The 20,943-nt window shown below is 53.1% G+C and carries 22 protein-coding genes; 8 read left to right on the top strand and 14 right to left on the bottom strand.

What is annotated here, in order from left to right; all coding sequences use genetic code 11:
• Nucleotides 1-69: 69 nt before the first annotated feature.
• The 8 genes from CHH67_RS03390 to CHH67_RS03355 all read left to right on the top strand — a co-directional run bounded on the left by CHH67_RS03390 (nt 70) and on the right by CHH67_RS03355 (nt 7,936).
• Entirely contained in the window at nt 70-1,260 is a 1,191-nt protein-coding gene (locus CHH67_RS03390) for a pyridoxal phosphate-dependent aminotransferase (RefSeq protein WP_095263569.1), read from the top strand.
• Between the two features lie 349 nt (nt 1,261-1,609).
• A complete protein-coding gene (gene proB / locus CHH67_RS03385; RefSeq protein WP_095263568.1) occupies nt 1,610-2,713 on the top strand; it encodes a glutamate 5-kinase in 1,104 nt (367 codons plus the stop codon).
• Between the two features lie 56 nt (nt 2,714-2,769).
• On the top strand, nt 2,770-4,017 hold the full coding sequence (locus CHH67_RS03380) for a glutamate-5-semialdehyde dehydrogenase (protein ID WP_095263567.1): 1,248 nt from the start codon (nt 2,770-2,772) through the stop codon (nt 4,015-4,017).
• A 30-nt stretch (nt 4,018-4,047) separates the two neighbouring features.
• Nucleotides 4,048-4,917, top strand: a complete 870-nt coding sequence (gene proC, locus CHH67_RS03375) for a pyrroline-5-carboxylate reductase (RefSeq protein WP_095263566.1) — start codon at nt 4,048-4,050, stop codon at nt 4,915-4,917.
• Nucleotides 4,914-6,128: a 2,3-diketo-5-methylthiopentyl-1-phosphate enolase gene (locus CHH67_RS03370; protein ID WP_095263565.1), complete on the top strand. Its 1,215-nt coding sequence runs from the start codon at nt 4,914-4,916 to the stop codon at nt 6,126-6,128. The genes proC and CHH67_RS03370 overlap by 4 nt, the downstream gene beginning before the upstream one ends.
• Nucleotides 6,125-6,802 carry a 2-hydroxy-3-keto-5-methylthiopentenyl-1-phosphate phosphatase gene (locus CHH67_RS03365; RefSeq protein ID WP_095263564.1) on the top strand — a complete coding sequence of 226 codons (678 nt, stop codon included), beginning with the start codon at nt 6,125-6,127 and terminating at the stop codon, nt 6,800-6,802. Before CHH67_RS03370 ends, CHH67_RS03365 begins: the two co-directional genes overlap by 4 nt.
• On the top strand, nt 6,803-7,468 hold the full coding sequence (locus CHH67_RS03360; protein WP_095263563.1) for a methylthioribulose 1-phosphate dehydratase: 666 nt from the start codon (nt 6,803-6,805) through the stop codon (nt 7,466-7,468).
• A gap of 174 nt (nt 7,469-7,642) precedes the next feature.
• The gene (locus CHH67_RS03355) at nt 7,643-7,936 is read left to right on the top strand and encodes an SdpI family protein (RefSeq protein ID WP_095263562.1); all 294 of its coding nucleotides are present in this window, start codon (nt 7,643-7,645) and stop codon (nt 7,934-7,936) included.
• 37 nt (nt 7,937-7,973) lie between these two features.
• Here the strand turns inward: CHH67_RS03355 and CHH67_RS03350 are convergent, their stop codons facing one another.
• The 14 genes from CHH67_RS03350 to CHH67_RS03285 form a co-directional block, all read right to left on the bottom strand.
• On the bottom strand, nt 7,974-9,113 hold the full coding sequence (locus CHH67_RS03350) for a hypothetical protein (RefSeq protein WP_230875561.1): 1,140 nt from the start codon (nt 9,111-9,113) through the stop codon (nt 7,974-7,976).
• A 25-nt stretch (nt 9,114-9,138) separates the two neighbouring features.
• Nucleotides 9,139-9,600, bottom strand: a complete 462-nt coding sequence (locus tag CHH67_RS03345; RefSeq protein WP_095263561.1) for a hypothetical protein — start codon at nt 9,598-9,600, stop codon at nt 9,139-9,141.
• The gene (locus tag CHH67_RS03340) at nt 9,597-10,253 is read right to left on the bottom strand and encodes an RNA polymerase sigma factor (protein WP_244908070.1); all 657 of its coding nucleotides are present in this window, start codon (nt 10,251-10,253) and stop codon (nt 9,597-9,599) included. The genes CHH67_RS03345 and CHH67_RS03340 overlap by 4 nt, the downstream gene beginning before the upstream one ends.
• A gap of 24 nt (nt 10,254-10,277) precedes the next feature.
• Nucleotides 10,278-10,787 (bottom strand): GNAT family N-acetyltransferase, encoded by a 510-nt coding sequence (locus CHH67_RS03335; RefSeq protein ID WP_095263560.1) that lies wholly within the window; start codon nt 10,785-10,787, stop codon nt 10,278-10,280.
• Nucleotides 10,788-10,875: 88 nt separating this feature from the next.
• Nucleotides 10,876-11,637 (bottom strand): CPBP family intramembrane glutamic endopeptidase, encoded by a 762-nt coding sequence (locus CHH67_RS03330; protein WP_244908069.1) that lies wholly within the window; start codon nt 11,635-11,637, stop codon nt 10,876-10,878.
• A gap of 177 nt (nt 11,638-11,814) precedes the next feature.
• Complete coding sequence (locus tag CHH67_RS03325) at nt 11,815-12,534, bottom strand: DnaD domain-containing protein (RefSeq protein ID WP_095263558.1); 720 nt, start codon at nt 12,532-12,534, stop codon at nt 11,815-11,817.
• Nucleotides 12,535-12,551: 17 nt separating this feature from the next.
• Nucleotides 12,552-13,847, bottom strand: a complete 1,296-nt coding sequence (gene asnS, locus CHH67_RS03320; RefSeq protein ID WP_095263557.1) for an asparagine--tRNA ligase — start codon at nt 13,845-13,847, stop codon at nt 12,552-12,554.
• Nucleotides 13,848-13,870: 23 nt separating this feature from the next.
• Entirely contained in the window at nt 13,871-15,085 is a 1,215-nt protein-coding gene (locus CHH67_RS03315) for an acetate/propionate family kinase (RefSeq protein ID WP_095263556.1), read from the bottom strand.
• Nucleotides 15,082-15,954: a 3-hydroxyacyl-CoA dehydrogenase family protein gene (locus CHH67_RS03310; RefSeq protein ID WP_095263555.1), complete on the bottom strand. Its 873-nt coding sequence runs from the start codon at nt 15,952-15,954 to the stop codon at nt 15,082-15,084. Before CHH67_RS03310 ends, CHH67_RS03315 begins: the two co-directional genes overlap by 4 nt.
• Nucleotides 15,955-16,091: 137 nt before the next feature.
• Nucleotides 16,092-17,594 (bottom strand): AAA family ATPase, encoded by a 1,503-nt coding sequence (locus CHH67_RS03305; RefSeq protein WP_095263554.1) that lies wholly within the window; start codon nt 17,592-17,594, stop codon nt 16,092-16,094.
• Nucleotides 17,587-18,120: a hypothetical protein gene (locus tag CHH67_RS03300; protein WP_095263553.1), complete on the bottom strand. Its 534-nt coding sequence runs from the start codon at nt 18,118-18,120 to the stop codon at nt 17,587-17,589. Before CHH67_RS03300 ends, CHH67_RS03305 begins: the two co-directional genes overlap by 8 nt.
• 322 nt (nt 18,121-18,442) lie before the next feature.
• Entirely contained in the window at nt 18,443-18,961 is a 519-nt protein-coding gene (locus CHH67_RS03295; protein ID WP_095263552.1) for a cell wall elongation regulator TseB-like domain-containing protein, read from the bottom strand.
• A 30-nt stretch (nt 18,962-18,991) separates the two neighbouring features.
• Nucleotides 18,992-20,293, bottom strand: coding sequence for an amidohydrolase (locus CHH67_RS03290; RefSeq protein WP_095263551.1), 1,302 nt, complete (start codon nt 20,291-20,293; stop codon nt 18,992-18,994).
• Entirely contained in the window at nt 20,268-20,933 is a 666-nt protein-coding gene (locus CHH67_RS03285) for a redox-sensing transcriptional repressor Rex (protein WP_095263550.1), read from the bottom strand. Before CHH67_RS03285 ends, CHH67_RS03290 begins: the two co-directional genes overlap by 26 nt.
• Between the last annotated feature and the right edge of the window lie 10 nt (nt 20,934-20,943).

The raw sequence follows: 20,943 nt of genomic DNA, 5'->3' as shown, positions 1-20,943 counted from the left end.
TTCTTACTTCTTGTTTGTACTGTATTTGTAACGTATGTGTATTTCGATAACCGGAGTGATGAAGAAACAATGAGCCAACATTTGAATCCTTTTACGATAGAACCCGCCGAGCTGATGTCTCAGCTGCCGACCCAGTTTTTTGCGACGCTGGTAGCCAACGTCAACCGTCAGATCGCCCAGGGGCATGATGTCATTAATTTGGGCCAGGGGAACCCGGATCAGCCGACCCCCGCTCACATTGTCGACAGTTTGAAGGAAGCTGCCGGGCAGCCGCAGTTTCATAAATATTCGCCCTTTACCGGCTTTTCCTTCCTGAAGGAAGCGATTGCCACCCGCTACAAAGCTGATTACAACGTCGATCTTGATCCAGAAACCGAGGTCGCGATTCTGTTCGGCGGAAAGACAGGCCTGGTTCAGCTGCCACAGGTGCTGCTCAATCCCGGCGATGTGTGCCTCGTACCCGATCCGGGCTATCCGGATTACTGGTCAGGCGTAGCGCTTGCCCGGGCTGAGATGAAATTCATGCCGCTAACCGCTCAGAACGGCTTTCTGCCTGATTATGATGCGATTACCCCAGCGGATCGCGACAAGGCGAAGCTGATGTTTCTTAATTATCCGAACAATCCGACATCCGCGACGGCGCCGCTGTCTTTTTACGAAGATACCGTTGCGTTTGCAGCCAAGCACGGCATCGTGGTGGCCAGTGATTTTGCATACGGTGCGATCGGGTTTGACGGCAGCCGTCCGGTCAGCTTCCTGCAAGCGGAAGGAGCCAAGGAGGTCGGCGTGGAATTTTATACGCTGTCCAAAACGTACAATATGGCTGGATGGCGTGTCGGTTTTGCGCTCGGCAATGCGAAGATCATATCGCTGATCAATGCGCTTCAGGACCACATCTATGTCAGCCTGTTTGGAGGTATCCAGGCAGCGGCCGCAACGGCGCTCACCTCCTCCCAGCAGTGTGTGGAGGATCTGGTATCCCGGTACCAGTCCCGGCGGGATGCGTTCTATGACGCTTTGGCGGACATCGGCTGGCAGGCCGACAAGCCGAAGGGCTCCTTCTTCTGCTGGCTGCCTGTGCCGAAGGGGTACACCTCCGTCTCCTTTGCCGATCTGCTGCTGGAAGAAGCCAAGGTAGCGGTTGCGCCAGGCGTCGGATTCGGCACCCACGGCGAAGGCTATGTCCGCATCGGCCTGCTCAGCGACGAGCAGCGTTTGCGTGAGGCTGTGCACAGAATTCGCGCTTTGAACCTGTTCTAGTCAGGCTTTTTCCTTTTGAAAAATAAAGTACAGTGTGGTATTCTGGCATTAACGAAACACATACTTGATGAAACGCGTTGAAGGGACCAGTAAGAGAGCCAGGCGCGATTGTAGAGAGCGGATTCCATGGGCTGAAAGAATCTGCCGCGACCCCTTTCCGAATCCTACCCCCGAGCGGCCTGCGTGCAGCAGGACAGTTCCCTGCTGTTACAAGGATCAAGCCGGGTGAGCTGTGCTCATCAATAAAGGTGGTACCGCGGAAGCACAAACTTTCGTCCTTTGCATAAGGACGGAAGTTTTTTTGTATTCAATTCGGAGAAATGACAATACGTGTAAGGAAGTGATTGCGATGCGCCCACGCATCGTCGTAAAGATTGGAAGCAGTTCGCTTACGAGCAGCGAAGGCGGACTTAACATGGAAGCGGTCGGCTTTTATGCCGGCGAGCTGGCGTCGCTGCGATCCGCCGGCTATGATGTGCTGCTGGTCACATCCGGAGCCGTCGCTGCCGGATTTCGAAAGATTGGCTATGCCTCAAGGCCGAGCCAGCTGCATGAGAAGCAAGCGGCGGCAGCTGTCGGGCAGGCGCTGCTTATGCGAGCTTACCAGAACGCCTTTGCCGGGCACGGCCTTACGTCTGCCCAGATCCTGCTGACCCGGACCGACTTTGCCAGCCGCAAGCGGATGAACAACGCCAGCATGACCATTGACGAGCTGCTCAAGCAAGGGGTCATCCCTGTTATTAACGAGAACGACACCGTCTCCATTGACGAGCTTAAATTCGGAGACAATGATACGTTGTCCGCCCTGGTTGCCAATCTTGTCCGTGCACAGCAGCTGCTCATCCTGACCGATATGGACGGTTTGTATACAGCCGACCCGCGTAAATCGGCAGATGCGAAGCGGCTGGATGAAATCGAGGAAATCACCGCCGAAATTTACAGCGCGGCAGGCGGCGCCGGATCGAGCGTTGGTACAGGCGGCATGCGCTCCAAAATCGATGCCGCCAAAATCGCCACCCGCGGCGGTGTACCCGTATTCATCGGGCAGGTCAAGGAGGAAGGCGATTTGCTCAAGGCGCTGGAACACCGGGGCAAGGGCACCTATTTTGCCACCCAGCTCGCCTCCCTTCCGGTGAAGAAGCAATGGCTGGGCTTTACGTCCTCGCCGCTGGGTCAGATTATCGTTGACGCAGGTGCCGAGAAGGCGCTGCTGCATGGCGGGCACAGCCTGCTTCCTGTCGGAGTGAAGCGGGTGGAAGGACATTTTCATGCCGGAGATGTGGTGGAAGTGCGGAATGCGCACGACGAATGCATCGGGCGCGGAATCGTCAATTATGATGAGGAGCAGCTTCAAGCTGTACTCGGACTGCCAACCGGCGAGGTCGTTGCCAAGCTGGGCGAAGTTCACAGGCTGGAAGTGATTCACCGCGACGAATGGATTACCCTGAAATAGATACGATCATGCTTGTTATAGAATTTCTAATATCAATCTGTCAGGAGGAATGAATCATGAGTGAGGTATACAACAAAGCACAGCTGGCCAAAAGCGTAACCGGGCAGCTCGCTAAACGGAGCAGCGCCCAGAAGAACGAGGCGCTGCTCGCGATGGCCGATGCGCTCGTTCGGCAAGCCGAGGACATCATTGCCGCGAATGCGGAAGACCTTCTCCGCGGGAAAGAACTGGGCACCTCTTCTTCCCTGCTGGATCGCCTCGCACTGAATGAGGCTCGCATCGAAGGCATCGCCGAAGGATTAAGACAGATTGCAGCCCTTCCGGATCCGGTCGGTGACACGCTGGAGCAATTCGAGCGTCCGAACGGGCTGAGCATCGTCAAAAAACGCGTGCCTATCGGCCTGATCGGCATCATCTATGAGGCGCGTCCGAACGTCACGGTCGATGCCGCAGGTCTGTGCCTCAAGACAGGCAACGCCGTCGTCCTGCGCGGCGGCTCCGCGGCGCTGTCCTCCAATCGCAAAATCATCGAGGTGCTGCACCAGGCCATGGAGCAAACGGCGCTGCCAAAAGAGGCGCTTCAGCTCGTGGAGGACCCGGACCGTGCGTCAGTCGACGAAATGCTGAAGATGAACGGCGTGCTGGATGTCATCATCCCTCGGGGCGGCAGCTCGCTCATCCAGAACGTCGTGATGAATGCCACCGTGCCGGTTATCGAAACCGGGGCAGGCATTTGCCATACTTACATCGACGAAACGGCCCGCCCCGACATGGCCGGCGCCATCGCACTGAACGCCAAAGTGCAGCGCCCATCGGTCTGCAACTCGATGGAAACGATGATCGTCCACCGCGCATATGCAGAGGCGCATCTGGCGGAGCTGGCAGAACAGTTCCGCAGCCGCAATGTCGAGCTCCGCGGCTGTGAGCGAACGCTGCATTACATCCCTTGGGCGGTGAAAGCCACGGCCGAGGATTATGCGACGGAGTATAACGATTATATTTTGAACGTGAAGATCGTCAATGATCTAGATGAGGCTATCGACCATATTACAACATACGGTACGAAACATTCAGAATGCATCGTGACTGAGACGCCGGAACATGCGGAGCGCTTCCTCGAGGAAGTGGACGCCGCAGCCGTCTATCACAATGCGTCCACCCGCTTCACCGACGGATTTGAATTCGGATTTGGCGCCGAAATCGGCATCAGCACCCAGAAGCTGCATGCACGGGGTCCTATGGGACTTCCCGCGCTTACTTCCACCAAATATGTTATTATCGGTAGTGGCCAAATACGCAATTAAATCTAACCATCCATGAAGGAGGAAACAACCATGTGCCAATCCCCGCAGAACCGGCCTTTAATAGATGACACCATCACCTTCTACGGCGCCGGCTCCATGGCTGAGGCGATCGTTCGCGGCCTCGTCAGCCGCGCCGTCGTGCTTCCCGAGAAAGTGTTCATGCTGAACCGGAGCAATGCGAGCCGCCTGAACGAGCTGAGCGACCGTTACGGTATTCAATTCGCAACAGATGAAGCTGAAAAAACAAACATATTGAGCCGTTCATCCGTCATCGTACTGGCAATGAAACCGAAGGACGCCGCCAAGGCAATCAAAGACCTCGGCCCTCTGCTGTCCCCTGACCAGCTGATCATCTCTGTCATCGCGGGACTGTCCATCCAGACGATTCAGAGCTTGCTGGGGCGGCCGCAGCCGGTGGCCCGCACGATGCCGAATACATCAACGTCCATCGGCCTTGGTTCCACAGGCATTTCCTTCTCTAAAGGGATGGCTGAGGAACAACGCCAGCTTGTGCTGAACCTATTCGAAGCGGTCGGCAGCGTCACCATTATTGAAGAAGAGAAAATGGACATTCTGACCGGAATTTCCGGAAGCGGACCTGCCTACTTCTATTACATGATGGAGGCGATGACCGCAGCCGGCATCCGCGGCGGACTGACCCCCGAGCAGAGCAGCGAGCTGACGCTGCAAACGATTCTCGGAGCGGCGCGCATGGTGCAGCAGACTGGCGAAGATCCTTCCGCATTGCGGGCCAAGATCACCTCGCCTAACGGCTCCACCCAAGCCGCGCTCGAGACACTGGACAAAGGAGATTTCTTTGAAACGGTCATTGCGGCCGTACATCGCTGCGCAGAGCGCTCCAAGGAGATGGGCGCGCTGCTGAAGGAGCAATTGTCATGAGTCAATGTATCGCAACGTATCGAATTTATGACGACCAGGCGGATTTTCACAAAAAAGCGACGTCGATTGCGGTCGGCATGACCGTCGGCAGCTGGACCGAGCTGCCCCAGGCGAAACGGGACGCCATGCAGAAGCATCTGGGCGAAGTGGTCTCCGTAGAGGTCCATGAAGGCTGGGAGCCGGGCAGCCGCTATGCGGACGTCCGCATCGGATATCCGGACATCAATTTCAGCCGGGATATCCCTGCCCTGCTGGTGACGGTCTTTGGCAAAATCTCGATGGACGGGCGCATCAAGCTGACCGGGCTGGAGCTGTCCCCCGAGTTCATGAGCGGATTTCCAGGACCGAAGTTCGGCATCGACGGCATCCGTGACCTGCTCGGTGTGCACAACCGTCCGCTGCTGATGAGCATCTTCAAGTCGGTCATCGGCCTGAACGCCGATGAGCTGAGAGATCAGTTCATTCGCCAAGCGCTTGGCGGCGTGGATCTGATCAAGGACGATGAAATTCTGTTCGAGAACGAGCTTACACCGATTGAAAAAAGGGTCAAGCTGTGCATCGAAGCTGCCCGAGAAACCGAGCAGACAACCGGCAGAAAGCTGCTGTATGCCGCGAACCTGACCGGCAGAACGTCCGGGCTGCGCGAGCGCGCCCTGCGGGCCATCGATGCAGGCGCGAACGCGCTCTTGTTCAATGTGCTGGCCTATGGATATGACGTCCTGCACGAGCTCGCCTCCGATCCGGACATTCAAGTGCCGATCATGGCACATCCGTCGATGGCGGGCGCCTTCTACCAAGCGCAGCATTACGGGATCGCTGCCCCGGTTCTGCTCGGTCAGCTGATGCGGATCGCCGGCGCGGATCTGGTGCTCTTCCCATCTCCTTACGGATCTGTAACGATGCCGCGTGAAGAGAATCTCGCCATCCGCAACGAGCTGCACAGTGCCAAGCTGGACGTCAAGCGCAGCATGCCTGTGCCTTCGGCGGGCATTCACCCGGGGCTTGTGCCGCGGATCCTTCGCGACTTCGGCAGCGATGTCGTCGTGAACGCAGGCGGAGGCATCCACGGACATCCGATGGGCACCGAGGCAGGTGGACGAGCTTTCGTTCAAGCGATTGATGCCGCAATGAAGTCCATCCCTCTGACCGAGTATGCCGAGCAGCATCAGGAGCTGAAAGCCGCACTCGACATCTGGGGAGGAGAAGTATGACATCAGGAAGAAAACCGGTCGTCTTTTGCGACTTTGACGGAACCATTACGAACAACGACAATATCGTGGCCATTATGAAGCATTTCAAGCCTGAAGGCTATGAGCCGATTATGAAGGATACGGTAGAACGGAGGATTTCGATCCGCGAGGGCGTGGGCCGCATGTTTGCCCTCTTCCCTTCGTCCATGAAGGAAGAAATCACAAGCTTTGTGCTGGAGAATGCAGGCATTCGGGAAGGCTTTGCAGCATTTCTCGATTATTTGAAATCCGAACAGATTGAATTTTATGTCACAAGCGGCGGCATCGACTTCTTTGTCGATCCTCTGCTGAAGCCCTTTGGCATCCCGGCAGATCATATTTATTGCAACGGTTCGAACTTCGATAGTGAGCGCATCGAGATTACGTGGCCTCATCCGTGCAAGGGGTCTTGCCATAACGATTGCGGCATGTGCAAGGTGACCGTGATGGACCAGTTCCCGACCGAGCAGTATTACCGGATTCTGATTGGGGACAGCCTCACCGATTTCGAAGGCGCCAAACAAGCCGATCTGGTGTATTCCCGCTCCACGCTTACTGAACAGTGCAAGAAGCTTGGCGTGTTTCATGTGCCTTTCGAAACATTTACCGACATTCAGAACGACATGAGAAACAAGTTTAAACAGGAGGTGCTGTAAGTGGCATTTTCAGATATCCGGCTTGAACAGAAACAGGCTGCCCTGCAGGATCTTAAGGGGATTAAGGAACTGTTCGCTTCGCGAAACTGGTTCCCCGGCACCAGCGGCAATCTGTCGGTCCGCGTGGGTGATTTCAACCCGGAACAGTTTTATTTTGCCGTGACAGCCAGTGGAAAGGATAAGTCGGTACATACGCCTGAAGATTATCTCTTCGTGGATCAGAACGGGGTGCCGTGTGAAGCAACCGGTTTAAAACCGAGTGCCGAAACGTTAATTCACTGTGAGATTTATCGCAAAACAGGGTGCGGCGCCATCTTCCATGTGCACACCATCGATAACAATCTGATCAGCGACTGGTATGGTGAACAAGGGTATGTCCCTGCCCAGGGAATCGAGCTGATCAAAGCGTTTAACATTTGGGAGGAGGATGCGGCGATTCGCATTCCGATCCTGCCGAACTATGCGGAAATCCCGCGCATTGCCGAACTTGTACCGGATGCGATCGACCCGGCAGTGCCCGGCATTTTGCTGCGCAACCACGGCATTTATGCCTGGGGCAACAACGCGTTCGAAGCAAAGAAACATCTGGAGGCGTTTGAGTTTATATTCGAATACTCCTACCGTCGTCTGCTTTTGAATGCCGCCCGCCTGCACAGCGCGCAATAAACACAGAATCAGATGAAGAGGCAGGGACCCGCGCATATCGTATTTAAGGGTGAACATGAGTGAGGGAGTGACTTGGCCAAGCTGCAAGCTTACCTTGACAGCTCCCTTCCAGTGTGACGTCATTGCAGCCAAGACGGTACCGTTCCCAGCCGAAATGATGAAAGAGGTGTTCTTTTGGATCCAAGTTTATCGCTCGGAATCATCTTTCTTCTATACGGGGCTCTGATGGTGGTGATCCCGCCCAAAACCCATAAAAACTTCTATGCCTACAAAACGGCAGCTTCACTGAAAAATCCGCGAAACTTTAAAGTGGCGAACCGACTGGTGGGCCTTCTTCTTCTCATCAGCGGAGCTGTGCTGCTTGCTCTGGCTCTTGTAACCAGAAGCTTCTTGGTTACTGCGATCATTGCTGCGGTGGCATATATCGTCATTTATACGCTTGTTGAGATAAGACTAAAAAACCTGTAAACGACTTTTCGCGTTTACAGGTTTTTATCTTGTTTAATCACTTGCCCAATTCCCTGCCGGATTCAAAAGACGGCGGCTCCGGTGCAAGCGGCTCAGGCGGCATAACCTTCTGCCTGCTCCCGGTCATCAGCTTGATACCTCCACCAATCAGGATAGCCGCGACAATCCCCGTTTTCAGGTAGGTGCGGGCCTGGTAGTCCAGGTGCCAGTCAGGAAGAAGCGTATGGATCAGCGGCAATACCATCGTCGAGAATACGAAATAAATGCCGAGGGTGATCAGCCCGATACCCAGCCAGCGCCGCTGCGCTTCCCCCCCTTTAATAAGCGGGCGGTCCTCCAGCGGCTCCCTGCCATATCGGCTCGCTTGCTGGAGGCCGTCGAACAGGGCATAACACCAGATGAGCGGAATCAGGAACAAAAACAAGGATAACCGGAACTCATCCAATATATAAATGCTGCCCAAAAACAGAATCATGAGCTGCATGCCTCGCTGCTGCAGGCCAAGATACATCTGTCCCGCTCCGGGAAACACCGACAACAGAGTCGCAAACATCTTGCTTCTTCGTCCGTGCTCACGACCGATCTCCAATTCCTCGAACAAGCTGCGATCAAACAGCAGCTCTCCCTCATGCTTGCGATTAACCAGCTTCACCACATCAAACATGCAATACAGCCAAATGATCGGCAGCACGCCTAAAAACATCAGAAAGGCCGACTCATTCGTAAAGACCGAAATAAACACCAGAAATGTGCCCAGCCCGAAAAAGGCAATCAGAAATGACAGTCCACGCTGCATTAAGCCTAGCTGAAAGTGACCAAGACCAGGGATGAAAGAAAGCAGAATCGTATAGAATCGCTCGGTCTCTTCTCTAACGTCCCCGCGCGTCTGCATCGGGCGGCCGTATTCATCGTATACCGTGGCCATCCGGGGCTCGCGGAGCAGCGCAATAAACAGGTCCAGCATGCTGATCCCCCAGAAAAATACCGCAGCGAGTACACCGAGCACAAACAGCCCTTCAGACGCTGTCATGACGCCCAGGACAAATCCTCCGCAGAGGCTGCCGAAGAACAGCAGCGGATACAGCAAGGAGCGAACCCTTCGTCCCCAATAGTAATGTCCGAGACCGGGGAGCATATTCAACACAAGCGCAACCATTTTGCTTCGCGGTGTTGTCATGTTAACATCATCCTCTCACGTAAATCTATCTGGTCAAGAGCTGGTCAATCCAGCCCGTCGTTGTATCCACCCATCGCTCGCTGTAGGAAGGCATCGTGGAATCGGCAGCAGGCACAAGGCCATCCTCGGCTGGAAGAAGCCGCTCATATGCGCCCGAGAACATAAACAGCATTGTGATGGAAGCTGCGATGGTATAATGGAACAGCGGCCGCTCATACCATCGTTTCGGCCTGTCCTTATCGGACTCCGGCACCGCTGACCGGTAAGGCACGATCTTCTCATGCGCAATCAGCCGCTCGGCAAATTGATCGGGCGCTTCCAGTGTCGGCAGCTCCGCTTCGATATCAGCCAGCGCCTCCATATAGAGCGCAAGAGCCGAATCGTCCGAAGTAATGCAAGCTTCAAACCAGGCGGCTTCATCATCCGAGACTTCGCCCCGAATATATGCCTCCGCCACACTTCTGAGCTGGTGATGAGGCTGTTTCATCTCCATTCCTCCTTCTTCCATCGTTTGCGAATCCATTGCCTTGCACGGTACAGCTTGGATTCCACTGTTTTGACCGTGGTGTTCAGTTCGGCGGCAATCTGCTCATAATTTTTCTCATCCAGATAAAAAGCCGTTACCACTTCCCTGTGGTTATCAGGGAGAACACCCAACTTATTCTGAAGTTCTTCCCTCTTCTCCTTGCGAATCAGGAGGGCAACCACATCCTCATCTTGGGAGGGCAGCTTGTCCAGCTCCTGCATACCTTCGGCTGCCTGCTCATGCACCTTGCGAGACAGCTTGCGCTTGATATCGATCGCCTTGTTTAAGGTAATGCGGGTGATCCAGGTTTTAAATCCTTCAGACCGGTATTGGGGGAGAGCCCGGTACACTTGAAGAAACACTTCCTGTGATGCATCCTCCGCTTCCTTGACATCTCGCAGCACCGAGTATGCCGTATGAAACACATGTTGGCTGTACTGTTCAACCAGCTCGCGAAAAGCCTCCTGATCGCCCTGGAGGATGCGTGTGACTAATTGTTCTGCTTCAATGGCTCTCCCCTCCTTCCCATAAGCAATAGACGCGATTAGGGTGGACTCCCCCTGCACTTTTTGATAAAAAAATAAAAAAGCGCCCCATAGAGACGCTTCATTCACACTGGCTGAATATGTATTCCGCGATCAATTCTCCAATATTTTGGCCATGTAATATTCATCAATATAGGCACCGTTTAGGATCAGCGAATGCTTCTTGGTCCCCTCTATTTCAAACCCCATCGCCGTGTATAGCTTCACCGCTGGCTCGTTATGAGCCATCACCGTCAGCTCCATACGGTGAATGCCGTGCGCCCTCGCCCATGCCTCGAGCTCCCGGAACAGCTTCTTGCCAATGCCCTGGCCAGAATATTGCTGAAGGATGCCGATCACGATATACAGCGAATGACGGACTCGTTTAAGCGAGGAGCCATTGCCGGCAATAAATCCGACCAGCTGTTCCTGGTCAAAAGCACCAATAAACGTGGAATGCTCCGATTCGTGGATGGCGGTTAACCTGCTCCGCTGCTGTTCAACCGTTGTTTTACGCTCACCAGGCTCATACAGCATATAAGCGGTCTCCTGATCGAGCCGCAAGCTTAAACGGAGAAGCTCCTCTGCGTCATCCGGCGTTAATGTCCGTATTGTAATTTCCATGAAAGTTCACTCCTGTAACATCATTGATTTTGTTTGGTACAACCTAGTCTAGCCATATATCATATGAACCTATGAACCTATGTAGCTGTCAGATAATCATCCCACTCATCACAAACCACAGATTCATCACAGCATGCATCACAATCACTGGACCGAGCCCCTGAGAGCGGATCGCCACAGCTCCCATCATCATCCCGAACAAGGAGAACAGCAGACAGATCGTCCAGGGAAAACCAAGATGAAGATGATAGAAACCAAACGCTGTGCCCCCGATGACGAGCCCCTTGATATCACCGTAATCCTCGGTCAGCTGGCTTAGGACATACCCGCGCCATAACAACTCTTCCAGAACGGCATTGATGAGCGCAAACAGCAGGGCATAGAACGCCAGCTGCGCCAAATCATCCCGGCTCCAATCCACGACGAAAGCAAATGCAGCGGCTGAAACCGCAGCAAAGATAAGCATGAATCGCCAGACCGGATCTCGCCGAAAACCGGTAATAATCCATGGAAAATAAAGCGCCCGCCCCCATTGTCCTGCAGTCATGAGCCGCGGCCTGCCTTGCCCCAAGCTACATGAGGCCGCAGCCAGCGGCAATATAAAGACCATTAATCCCAGACGTGATAACACAATGGCCAGATCGCCCGTATCGGCCAATCCGTGACGGATCCATGCGCTAAAAGCCTCGTACAGAACGTAACCAAGCAGCAGAGCGGTTGCCATAATAGTTGTGTTGAAGATCGCTTGTGAACGTTTGCGGAGCAGTATCCCGCTCACAATCAATCCAATTCCCCACACCCATATCATATAAGCGGATCCTGTCTGCGCAATGATAATCGTTACAACCATGAATAACAGGCTTGCTGTGAAGCTGCTTGAATCTTCTCTAGTAAGCAAACTGGCGTCTCCCCATCCTTGAAACGATATTCCTTCATGATACGCTTGAACCCGTCCTGTTTCAATAGCATTCAACTAAACCACACCAGAAAGAAAAAACACGCCCCGAAGGGCGTGCTTTGTCCGTCATTATGATCTGCCTCTGAATTTTTGCGTATACGCTTTGGCATCCTGGACGGTGCGTACGCGATTACGGCTCCATTCCAGCAGAATTCTATCAATATAACGAAAATGAAGCTTTCCGGCAAATACCGCTTCCTTCAAAGCAAGCAGAATAAGCTCGTCCGGATAACGATCCTCATCGACCCAGCCGGAGATTGTCTCCAGCTCCATCGGGGATAACGGCCGGCCGAATTCTTTCTCAAAAATCGTAAACAGATTCCGCTCTTCCTTCACCGGAGCCGCGAGGGAAGCAGCCGTTTCCCGCAATTCATTCCGGGACCTGGCCGATGGAGCAGAACGAACCTTGCCGCGGCCTGATGGCCCCTCAGCTTCCTCCGACAGGCGTGCCGCTAGCTTCTCGTATAACTGGTTCAGGTTGTAGCGCTCATAGTGAATCCCCTGCTCTTCGTCCACATACTCGTCGATGCCGAGCAGCCCTTCCTTGATCAATCGCTGCAAGCTTGCCGCGATCGTCTCCGGCGAAACGCCAGTGACCTGCTGCAGCTCTTCAATCGAAGGAAATTCGTTGTATTCCACCTGTTGATATCCGATCAGGTGGATGAGCAGCATCGCTTCACGATCGCTGATCCCGAGAGAGCGATAATGTCGGAGAAAAGCGTATGGCAGCACAGCCATTCGCTGGCTCATGCCGGCAGCCATTCCTGCCGCCAAGTCGCTGCGGTCCATAGACTCACCTCTCACGGTTACGGGTACAACCGGTACAGCATCCGCGGGAACGGAATCGTTTCGCGCACATGCTCCAAGCCGCAAATCCAGGCTACGGTACGCTCAAGTCCGAGCCCGAAGCCGGAATGCGGAACAGAGCCGTATCTGCGAATGTCCATATACCACTGATAGGTATCCATAGACAGCTCATGCTCCTTGAACCGCTCCTCCAGCAGCTCAGGATCATCGATCCGCTGCGATCCTCCGATAATCTCCCCGTAGCCCTCTGGCGCGATCATATCGGCGCACAGTACGACCTCCGGACGATTCGGATCCGGCTTCATATAGAATGCTTTGATGCTAGCCGGATAATGGGTAATGAATACCGGCTTGTCATAATTTTCAGCAATCGCCGTCTCATGCGGAGCACCAAAGTCCTCGCCCCATGGAACGTCAAAGCCTTTCGAGTTCAGGAACTCAATCGCTTCGTCATACGTAATCCGCGGGAACGGAGCCGAAATCGCCTCCAGCTTGGAAATATCGCGACCGATGGTCTCCAGCTCCTGACGGCAGTTTTTAACGACCGATTGAACGACATGCGTAATAAACTGCTCCTGCACCTGAAGGCTCTCCTCATGGTCTGTGAAGGCCATCTCCGGCTCAATCATCCAGAACTCGATCAGGTGGCGGCGAGTTTTGGACTTTTCAGCCCGGAACGTCGGACCGAAGGAATACACTTTACCGAGCGCCATGGCTGCAGCCTCAAGGTACAGCTGGCCGCTCTGGGTCAGATAGGCATCCTCTTCAAAATATTTGGTGTGGAACAGATTCGTCGTGCCCTCCGCGGACGTTGGCGTCAGAATCGGCGGGTCAACCAGCGTGAAGCCGTTCGTATCGAAATATTCCTGCACTGCGCGAATGATTTCCGCACGGATCACCATAATCGCCCGCTGCTTCTGCGAACGGAGCCACAGATGACGATGGTCCATCAGAAAATCAACACCGTGCTCCTTCGGCGTAATCGGGTAGTTCTCTGTAAGATGAATAATTTCAATTCCGGTCACGGTCATTTCATACCCGGATTGGCTGCGCGGTTCCTCACGTATGACGCCGGTCACATACAAAGAGCTCTCCTGGGTCAAGCTTTTGGCATCATTCCATACCTGCTCGGGCACTTCACTTTTGACCACTACGCCCTGGATGTATCCCGTTCCGTCCCGCAGCTGCAAAAATTGAATTTTTCCGCTGGAACGTTTGTTGTTGATCCAGGCGCCGATGGTTACGCTCTGACCGACGTGCTGGCTCACGTGACGAATCACACTTTTGGTCGCCATGCTATAATCTCTCCCTTATATCACTACTTTTCAAGCTGTGAAGCTTGTACGATGCGATGCGTATCCCTTGCAATGACCAACTCTTCGTTTGTCGGGATCACCAGCACCTCCACTTTGGAGTTCGCTGTGGAAATACGGCGCGGATCGCCGGAGCGAATTTTGTTCAATTCCTCATCCAATTCTACGCCAAGATAGGTAAGCTGCTCCAGCACGCGCTGACGCAGCACAATCGAGTTCTCGCCTACGCCGGCGGTGAACACGATCACATCCACGCCGTTCATGGCTGCTGCATAGGAGCCAATGTATTTCCGGAGGCGGTATTCGTACATATCGAATGCCAAAGTCGAATTCGGCTCACCCTTCTCCATGCCCTCCGTAATTTCGCGCATATCGCTGCTGACACCGGAAATGGCGAGAAGACCGCTATGCTTGTTCAGCATCGAGTTCACCTCGTTGACCGTCAGCTCTTCCTTGTTCATCACGTATGGCACGATCGCCGGATCCAGATCACCGCTGCGCGTTCCCATCATCAGGCCTTCAAGCGGCGTCATACCCATCGATGTGTCCACCGATTTTCCGCCCTGTACCGCAGTAAGCGAAGCGCCGTTGCCGATATGGCAGGTGATAATTTTCAAATCCTCGATCGGACGGTTCAGAAACTCTGCAGCCGCCTGACTGACATAAGCATGGGAGGTGCCGTGAGCGCCATAGCGACGCACCTTATACTTATTATAAAGAACTCTAGGAATAGCGTACAGATAAGATTTTTCAGGCATCGTCTGATGGAACGCCGTATCAAAGACAACGACCTGCGGAATGCCTGGCATGTTGGTCTCTGCCGCTTGAATCCCCATCATCGAAGCCGGGTTATGCAGTGGCGCAAGATCGAACAGACGACGAATTTCCGACTTGGCCTCACTGTTCACAAGCGCCGATTCCTTAAAGGATTCGCCCCCGTGCACGACGCGGTGTCCTACTGCCTGAATGTCATGAATTGTGCTGATGACGCCATGCTCTGCATCTGTAAGCATGCCAAGAACCTTACGGATCGCCGTAGTGTGCTCCAAAATTTCGCTGACTTCGGTTACTTCCTGCTTGCCAGTCGGTTTATGCGTAAGAATGGAGGAGTCCATACCGATGCGTTCTACAAGTCCTTTGGCCAATACGGATTCATCGCTCATATTATACAGCTGGTATTTCAGCGACGAGCTGCCGGCATTAATTACGAGAATGTTCATATGCGGTCACCATCCTTGTCGTACTTGAAAAAGCCCTCTCCCGTCTTCACGCCGAGCTGTCCCGCGCGCACCATCTTCTTGAGCACGATGGACGGACGGTATTTCAGCTCCCCGTACTCGCGGAACATGCGTTCCAGCGCTGCGAGAATGGAATCCAGACCGAAGCGGTCTGCCATTTCGAGCGGGCCGTGCTGGAAGTTGTAACCGATTCTCATGGCATCATCGATATCCTCGGCCGAAGCTACGCCCTCCTGAAGCAGATGCATCGCTTCATTGATCAAGAGCGTGATCATTCTCGTTGTGACAAAGCCTGGGGATTCGTATACCATAATCCCTTTTTTATTTGTAATTTCTTCAACGAAATGCTTCGTTTCTGTAAATGTATGATCTGAAGTTTTAAGACCCCGAATAATTTCAACCAAATCTACTTTGGATACAGGGTGAATAAAGTGCATGCCAATGACACGCTCCGGATACTTGGTCGAGCTTGCAAGCTCGGTCAAGCTGAGCGTGGAGGTGTTGCTGGCGAGTATAATATGGCTCGGGCATACTTCATCCAGCTTCTCGAATACTTTCTTCTTCGCATCCAGATCCTCGATGATCGTTTCGATGACCATATCACAGGAGCTGAGCTCTGCAAAATGTGTCACCTTCTGGATGCGGCTAAGAATAAGCTTCTTCTCCGCCTGTGTAATTCCCCACTTCTCGAGCTGCTTATCGAGGCTGGTTTCGATCATGCTATACGAATAGTCCAGTCTCTCCGGTGTTTTCTCCACCAGCAGCACGTCAAGCCCCTTGGCAGCTAACATTTCGGCAATTCCTTGCCCCATGGTTCCGCCGCCGATGACGCCGATTTTTTTGAAATGCATGGTTGTTCTCTCCATCCTTTCTGTATCTCTTGCTCTATTGTACCCCTATTTGTCGAAAAATACATACTATTAGACGACAAACTATAATAATATCTTAGCACGAGAAAAAAGTAAAAAAAAATAACCAGCATAACATTTTATGCTGGTAAAATTGTATTTTCACGAAATTGACAACGGAATTGTTCCCCGGAGAGAAGTTCCTCCTTCATCAGGATATCAAGTGAGTTGTCGAAAATCGGCCGATTTTGTTCTAGCATCTGTTTCGTGCGGCCCATCAACGCTTCCAAAATCTTATTGTTCTCTCTCATGAGCTCCTCAGTCGTCACCATATTCATATTGATAATGCCGAGCGAAGTGAGGCCCGATTTCATCATCGTCTCCACGATGTTCAGCGACTGTTCAAAGTCATTGCTAGAGCCGGTACTGCGCCCGCCGTAATAGATTTCTTCGGCAGCTGCCCCGCCAAGCGCAATCATGATCTGCTCTTCCAGGAATGTCCTGGTATACAAGTACTGCTCCTGCTGCGGATTGTGCCGCACATAGCCGAGCGCCTTGCCGCGCGGGCTGAGCGCAACCTGCTTCACGCTTCCCGGACGAACCAGCTCTGCCATGATGGCATGTCCAAGCTCATGGATAGCCACCCGCCGCTTCTCTTCGGTATTCGACTCCCGGTCAGAGCGCTCGCCCATCATCACTTTATCAATGGACATGGACAGATGGCGCTGTGTGATCATGCTGGCTTCCTCACGCATCGTATAGATCGCCGCTTCATTCATGACGCTTTCGAGCTGTGCGCCGGAGAATCCGTACGTTTCCTCCGCGATTTTGTCCAGATCGACATCCGGTGCGAGCGGCTTGTTATCCGCATGCAGCCTCAAAATATGCGCTCTGCCCTTTTTGTCCGGGAGGTCCACCTGGATTAGTCGGTCGAACCTGCCGGGACGAAGAAGCGCGCTATCGAGCATTTCTTTCCGGTTCGTCGCTGCAATGACAAGAATCCGCGGGGTGTCCTGGGAATAGATACCGTCCATCTCGGTCAACAGCTGGTTCAGCGTCTGGTCATATTCACGCTGCTGTCCGCCTTCACGCTTGCCGCCGATCACATCAATTTCGTCGATGAAGATGATCGCGTTCTGCTTGTTTTCTTTTGCCGCTCGGTTACGAGCATCCTTGAACAAATCCCGGATTCGCCCGGCACCTACACCGACATACATTTCAACAAACTCACTGCCTGATGCTGCTACAAACACGGAGTTGGTATAATGCGCCGCCGCCTTGGCCATCAGCGTTTTTCCTGTTCCCGGAGGCCCTGTCAGCAAAATGCCCTTCAAGGGGCGAATGCCGAATTTCTTAATATCTTCATGCCGAATCAGAAAATCGAGCGCCTCGCGCAGCTCCTGCTTGGCATTGTCCTGCCCGCCGATCTCTTCAAAGGTCAGCTTGGCCGGCCCGCTTTTCTTCCGTTTGCGCTCCTGACCAGCGCCCACAGCGATGCCGCCTTTCAGCTTGGCCACCAGCAGCAGCCCTCCGATCAGCGCGCCTGCAATAAGCAGCGGAACGATGTTCACGCCGATATAAGCCAGAAACACAATAAGGACGGGGATAAACCCGATGACAATTTCCTTAGCTAGCTTAGACATGGTTCCACACCCCCATCTGACCGCCCTGTCTTGGAAGGATAATAAATTTGGCCGACTTGCCGTCGGACAGACTTACATATACATTCTTATCATCAATGGAAGCCTTCGCCTGCAAATGCGGCGAAGCCTGGGCGAGCTGTTCCAGCGAAGTCTGGATTCCCGTATACTGCCTGTTATCCATCGCCTCCGCGACCGAAAGCATCGCACGATCCCACCATTCATTCAGTTCCTCGGAGGAATGATCCTCCACGTCGATCTTTAATTCTTTACTCCCGATCACGGATGTTCCTTCTTGCTGGATTTTCTGAACGAGGCCTTGAAGATTCGTGTCCGGCTCCAAATCCAGTTTCAAGTTCACCGTATCCTGTTTAATATCAATATGAGCGCTCTTCACGCCATCATACGTAGAGACAATTTGGTGAAGCGGGCTTTGAACCGCCAACTTCTGATATAGAAACCAACCGCCAAAGAGGACCACTGACGACAGAACAACCGTCAATGCAATAGGAACAATACGTAGTTTCATGAAGTTCCTCCTTCTATCTTTCTATATAAAATGTGATATCTTTCAATATATACGAGAGCACAAAACAACGAAATATCAACAATATACTTTTAAGTACAGATTAGAGTATATCACATTTTATATACTTTTTCATATAAACCTGTGAATATATTATAAACTTCTGCAGAAATTCGTACACAATGCCAATACAAAAAGGTCGAAAACAGCGTGAGCGCACTGTTTTCGACCTTTTTATGTTGTAAAAAATACCGGATAACGTTACACCCGCGATCTTACATCGGCGCAGATCTTTCATATTCATCCGATTTCACTGCCATTTGTGTTACTGGTTCGGCAAAATAATGTCGTTTCCGATCTGATTGCCGTCCTGAAAGCGATAGAATCGGTAGCCGATCTGGCCGCTATTCTCATACAACAGCTGCCAGGCGTACTCCCCTTCATACATGCCGGGCACCAATCGTTTAATGACGGCATTCGGCATTTCCTGGAGGATTTGCGCCCGCATCTGCTCTTCGGACAACCCGCTGCTCAAAGGCTCGGCATGAACACCCTCCGCACCTTCCACAGGCACATTATCCTCGGTGAATTTGACCCAGACGATCAGCTCCTGCTGATCCGGCCCCTGACCGGTAACAACCCAGTATGTATTATCTTCGCCCCATACCGACTTGTATGATTTGTCCGCCGTCACCAGGTTCCCATACTGTCTGGCCGCACCAATGGCCAGTCTTTCCTCATTCCATGAATCTGTCATCACATAAGAATAATAGATTTGAATGCCTAACAGCAGCAGCAATACGCCGGATACACTCAGCCATATCCACTTGGTTCGTTTTTTCAATCCGCCATCCCCGCTCCCACGTCAATATGCTTACTGCGCCGTCAGACGCTCGAACGTGCGCTGGGCTTCACGGCGAATGCGCTCCTCATCCACGGTGAGGCATTCCCCGTTCTTAACCAGCTGTTTGCCGTCCACCCATACATGCTCAACATCTTTAGCGCTTGCCGAATAAACGACATGCGAGATGAAATCAGTATGGGGCAGGAAATGGGCCTGATCCGTGTTCAGAGCGATCATGTCAGCCTTTATGCCTACTTCAAGTCTGCCCACCTCATTCAAGAAGGCGGACTTCGCGCCATATTCCGTACCCATGCGCAGCGCTTCCGATGCCGGTACAGCTGTCGGGTCACCGCTCACCCCTTTATGAATGAGGGCAGCCAGCCGCATTTCTTCGAACATGTCCAGATTGTTGTTGCTCGCCGGGCCATCCGTGCCGAGAGAGACGGTGACGCCCGCCTTGAGCAGTTCAGGGACACGCGCGACGCCGCTTGCCAGCTTCAGGTTGCTTCCCGGATTATGCGAGATCGCGACGTTGTGCTTGGCAAGAATGTCAATCTCCTCATCTGTCAGATGAACTGCATGCGCCAGCAGTGTCGGTCGGGAGAATACTCCGAGCCGCTCCAGATGCGCGACCGGGCGGAGCCCGTAATCATCCACATTTTGCTGAACTTCGGCTTTTGTCTCCGACATATGCGTATGCAGCGGCAAATCTAGATCCTCAGAAGCCTGCACAAACATCTCGATCAGCTCCGGTGGACATGTATACGGTGCATGCGGCGACATCATCGATGTGATGCGGCCATCGGCCTTCCCATGCCACGCCTTCGCAAACGCAATCGCTTCATTCAGCTTCTGACGCTGCTCTTCAGGGGGACAGAGGCCGATCACGCCGCGCATTAGCACGCCGCGCATTCCCGACTGGTCTACAATCGAAGCGACTTGATCCATATGATCGTACATATCAACGAAAGCCGTCGTTCCGCCCTTCAGCATTTCGACTACTGACAGGGAAGCTCCCCAATAAATGTCCTCTGCCTTCATCTTGGCTTCCATCGGCCACATCTTCTCCTGCAGCCATACCTGCAGGGCCAGATCATCGCCGTAGCCCCGGAGCAGTGACATCGCCGCATGGCCGTGCGTATTCACCAGTCCCGGCAGGAACAGCAGATGGGTTCCGTCAATGATCTCGATCGGCTCCTCGATCTGCGGTTTTTGTTCCCCTATATACGTAATCCGGTCATCCTCAACCACCATATAGCCCTTGATAACCGACTGGTTGCCTTCTAACACAGCAAAGGTGCCGTTCTCAACCATCCACTTGTGTTTCTTCATGAGCCGATTCCTCCTTCCCGTTATCCAAATAGTAGGCCAGACTTTGCAGGTCTGTCGTAAAGTCTGCCGTATGGATTCGGATATGTGCCGGTGCTTTCAAAATAATAGGCGCAAAATTCAATATGGCCTCAATGCCGGCGGAAATCAGCTGGTTCGCCACATTCTGGGCCTCAAAATCCGGAACGGTAATGATCCCGATCCGGATCGCATTGTCGCGCACGGTACGCTCAAGCTCTTCCATCGGCTGCACCGTCAAATTGTTGATGCTAGTTCCGATTTTCGCCGGATGCGCATCGAAGACGGCTACGATTTTCATATTATCCTTAAGAAATGCATTGTAATTGGATAGCGCATGTCCGAGATTACCTGCCCCGACCAGCGCGACATTAATTCTCTGGTCCAGCTTCAGAATCTGGCGAATCTTCTCAATCAGATAAGAAACATCATAACCGATGCCCTTGCGGCCAAAATCGCCGAAATACGCCAGATCCTTACGGATCTGCGCCGGGTTCAAGTCGAGCTTCTGCCCCAGCTCTTGGGAGGATACCGTTGTAACCTCCCGTTTGTGAAGCTCATTCAAGTATCGCAGATATACTGGCAATCTGCGAACGACAGCCTCTGAAATTTTATCCGATTTCATGCATGCTCCC

The organism is Paenibacillus campinasensis (assembly GCF_002272015.1).
GTDB lineage: Bacteria > Bacillota > Bacilli > Paenibacillales > Paenibacillaceae > Paenibacillus_AQ > Paenibacillus_AQ campinasensis.
This window is presented reverse-complemented; position numbering and strand designations above follow the sequence as displayed.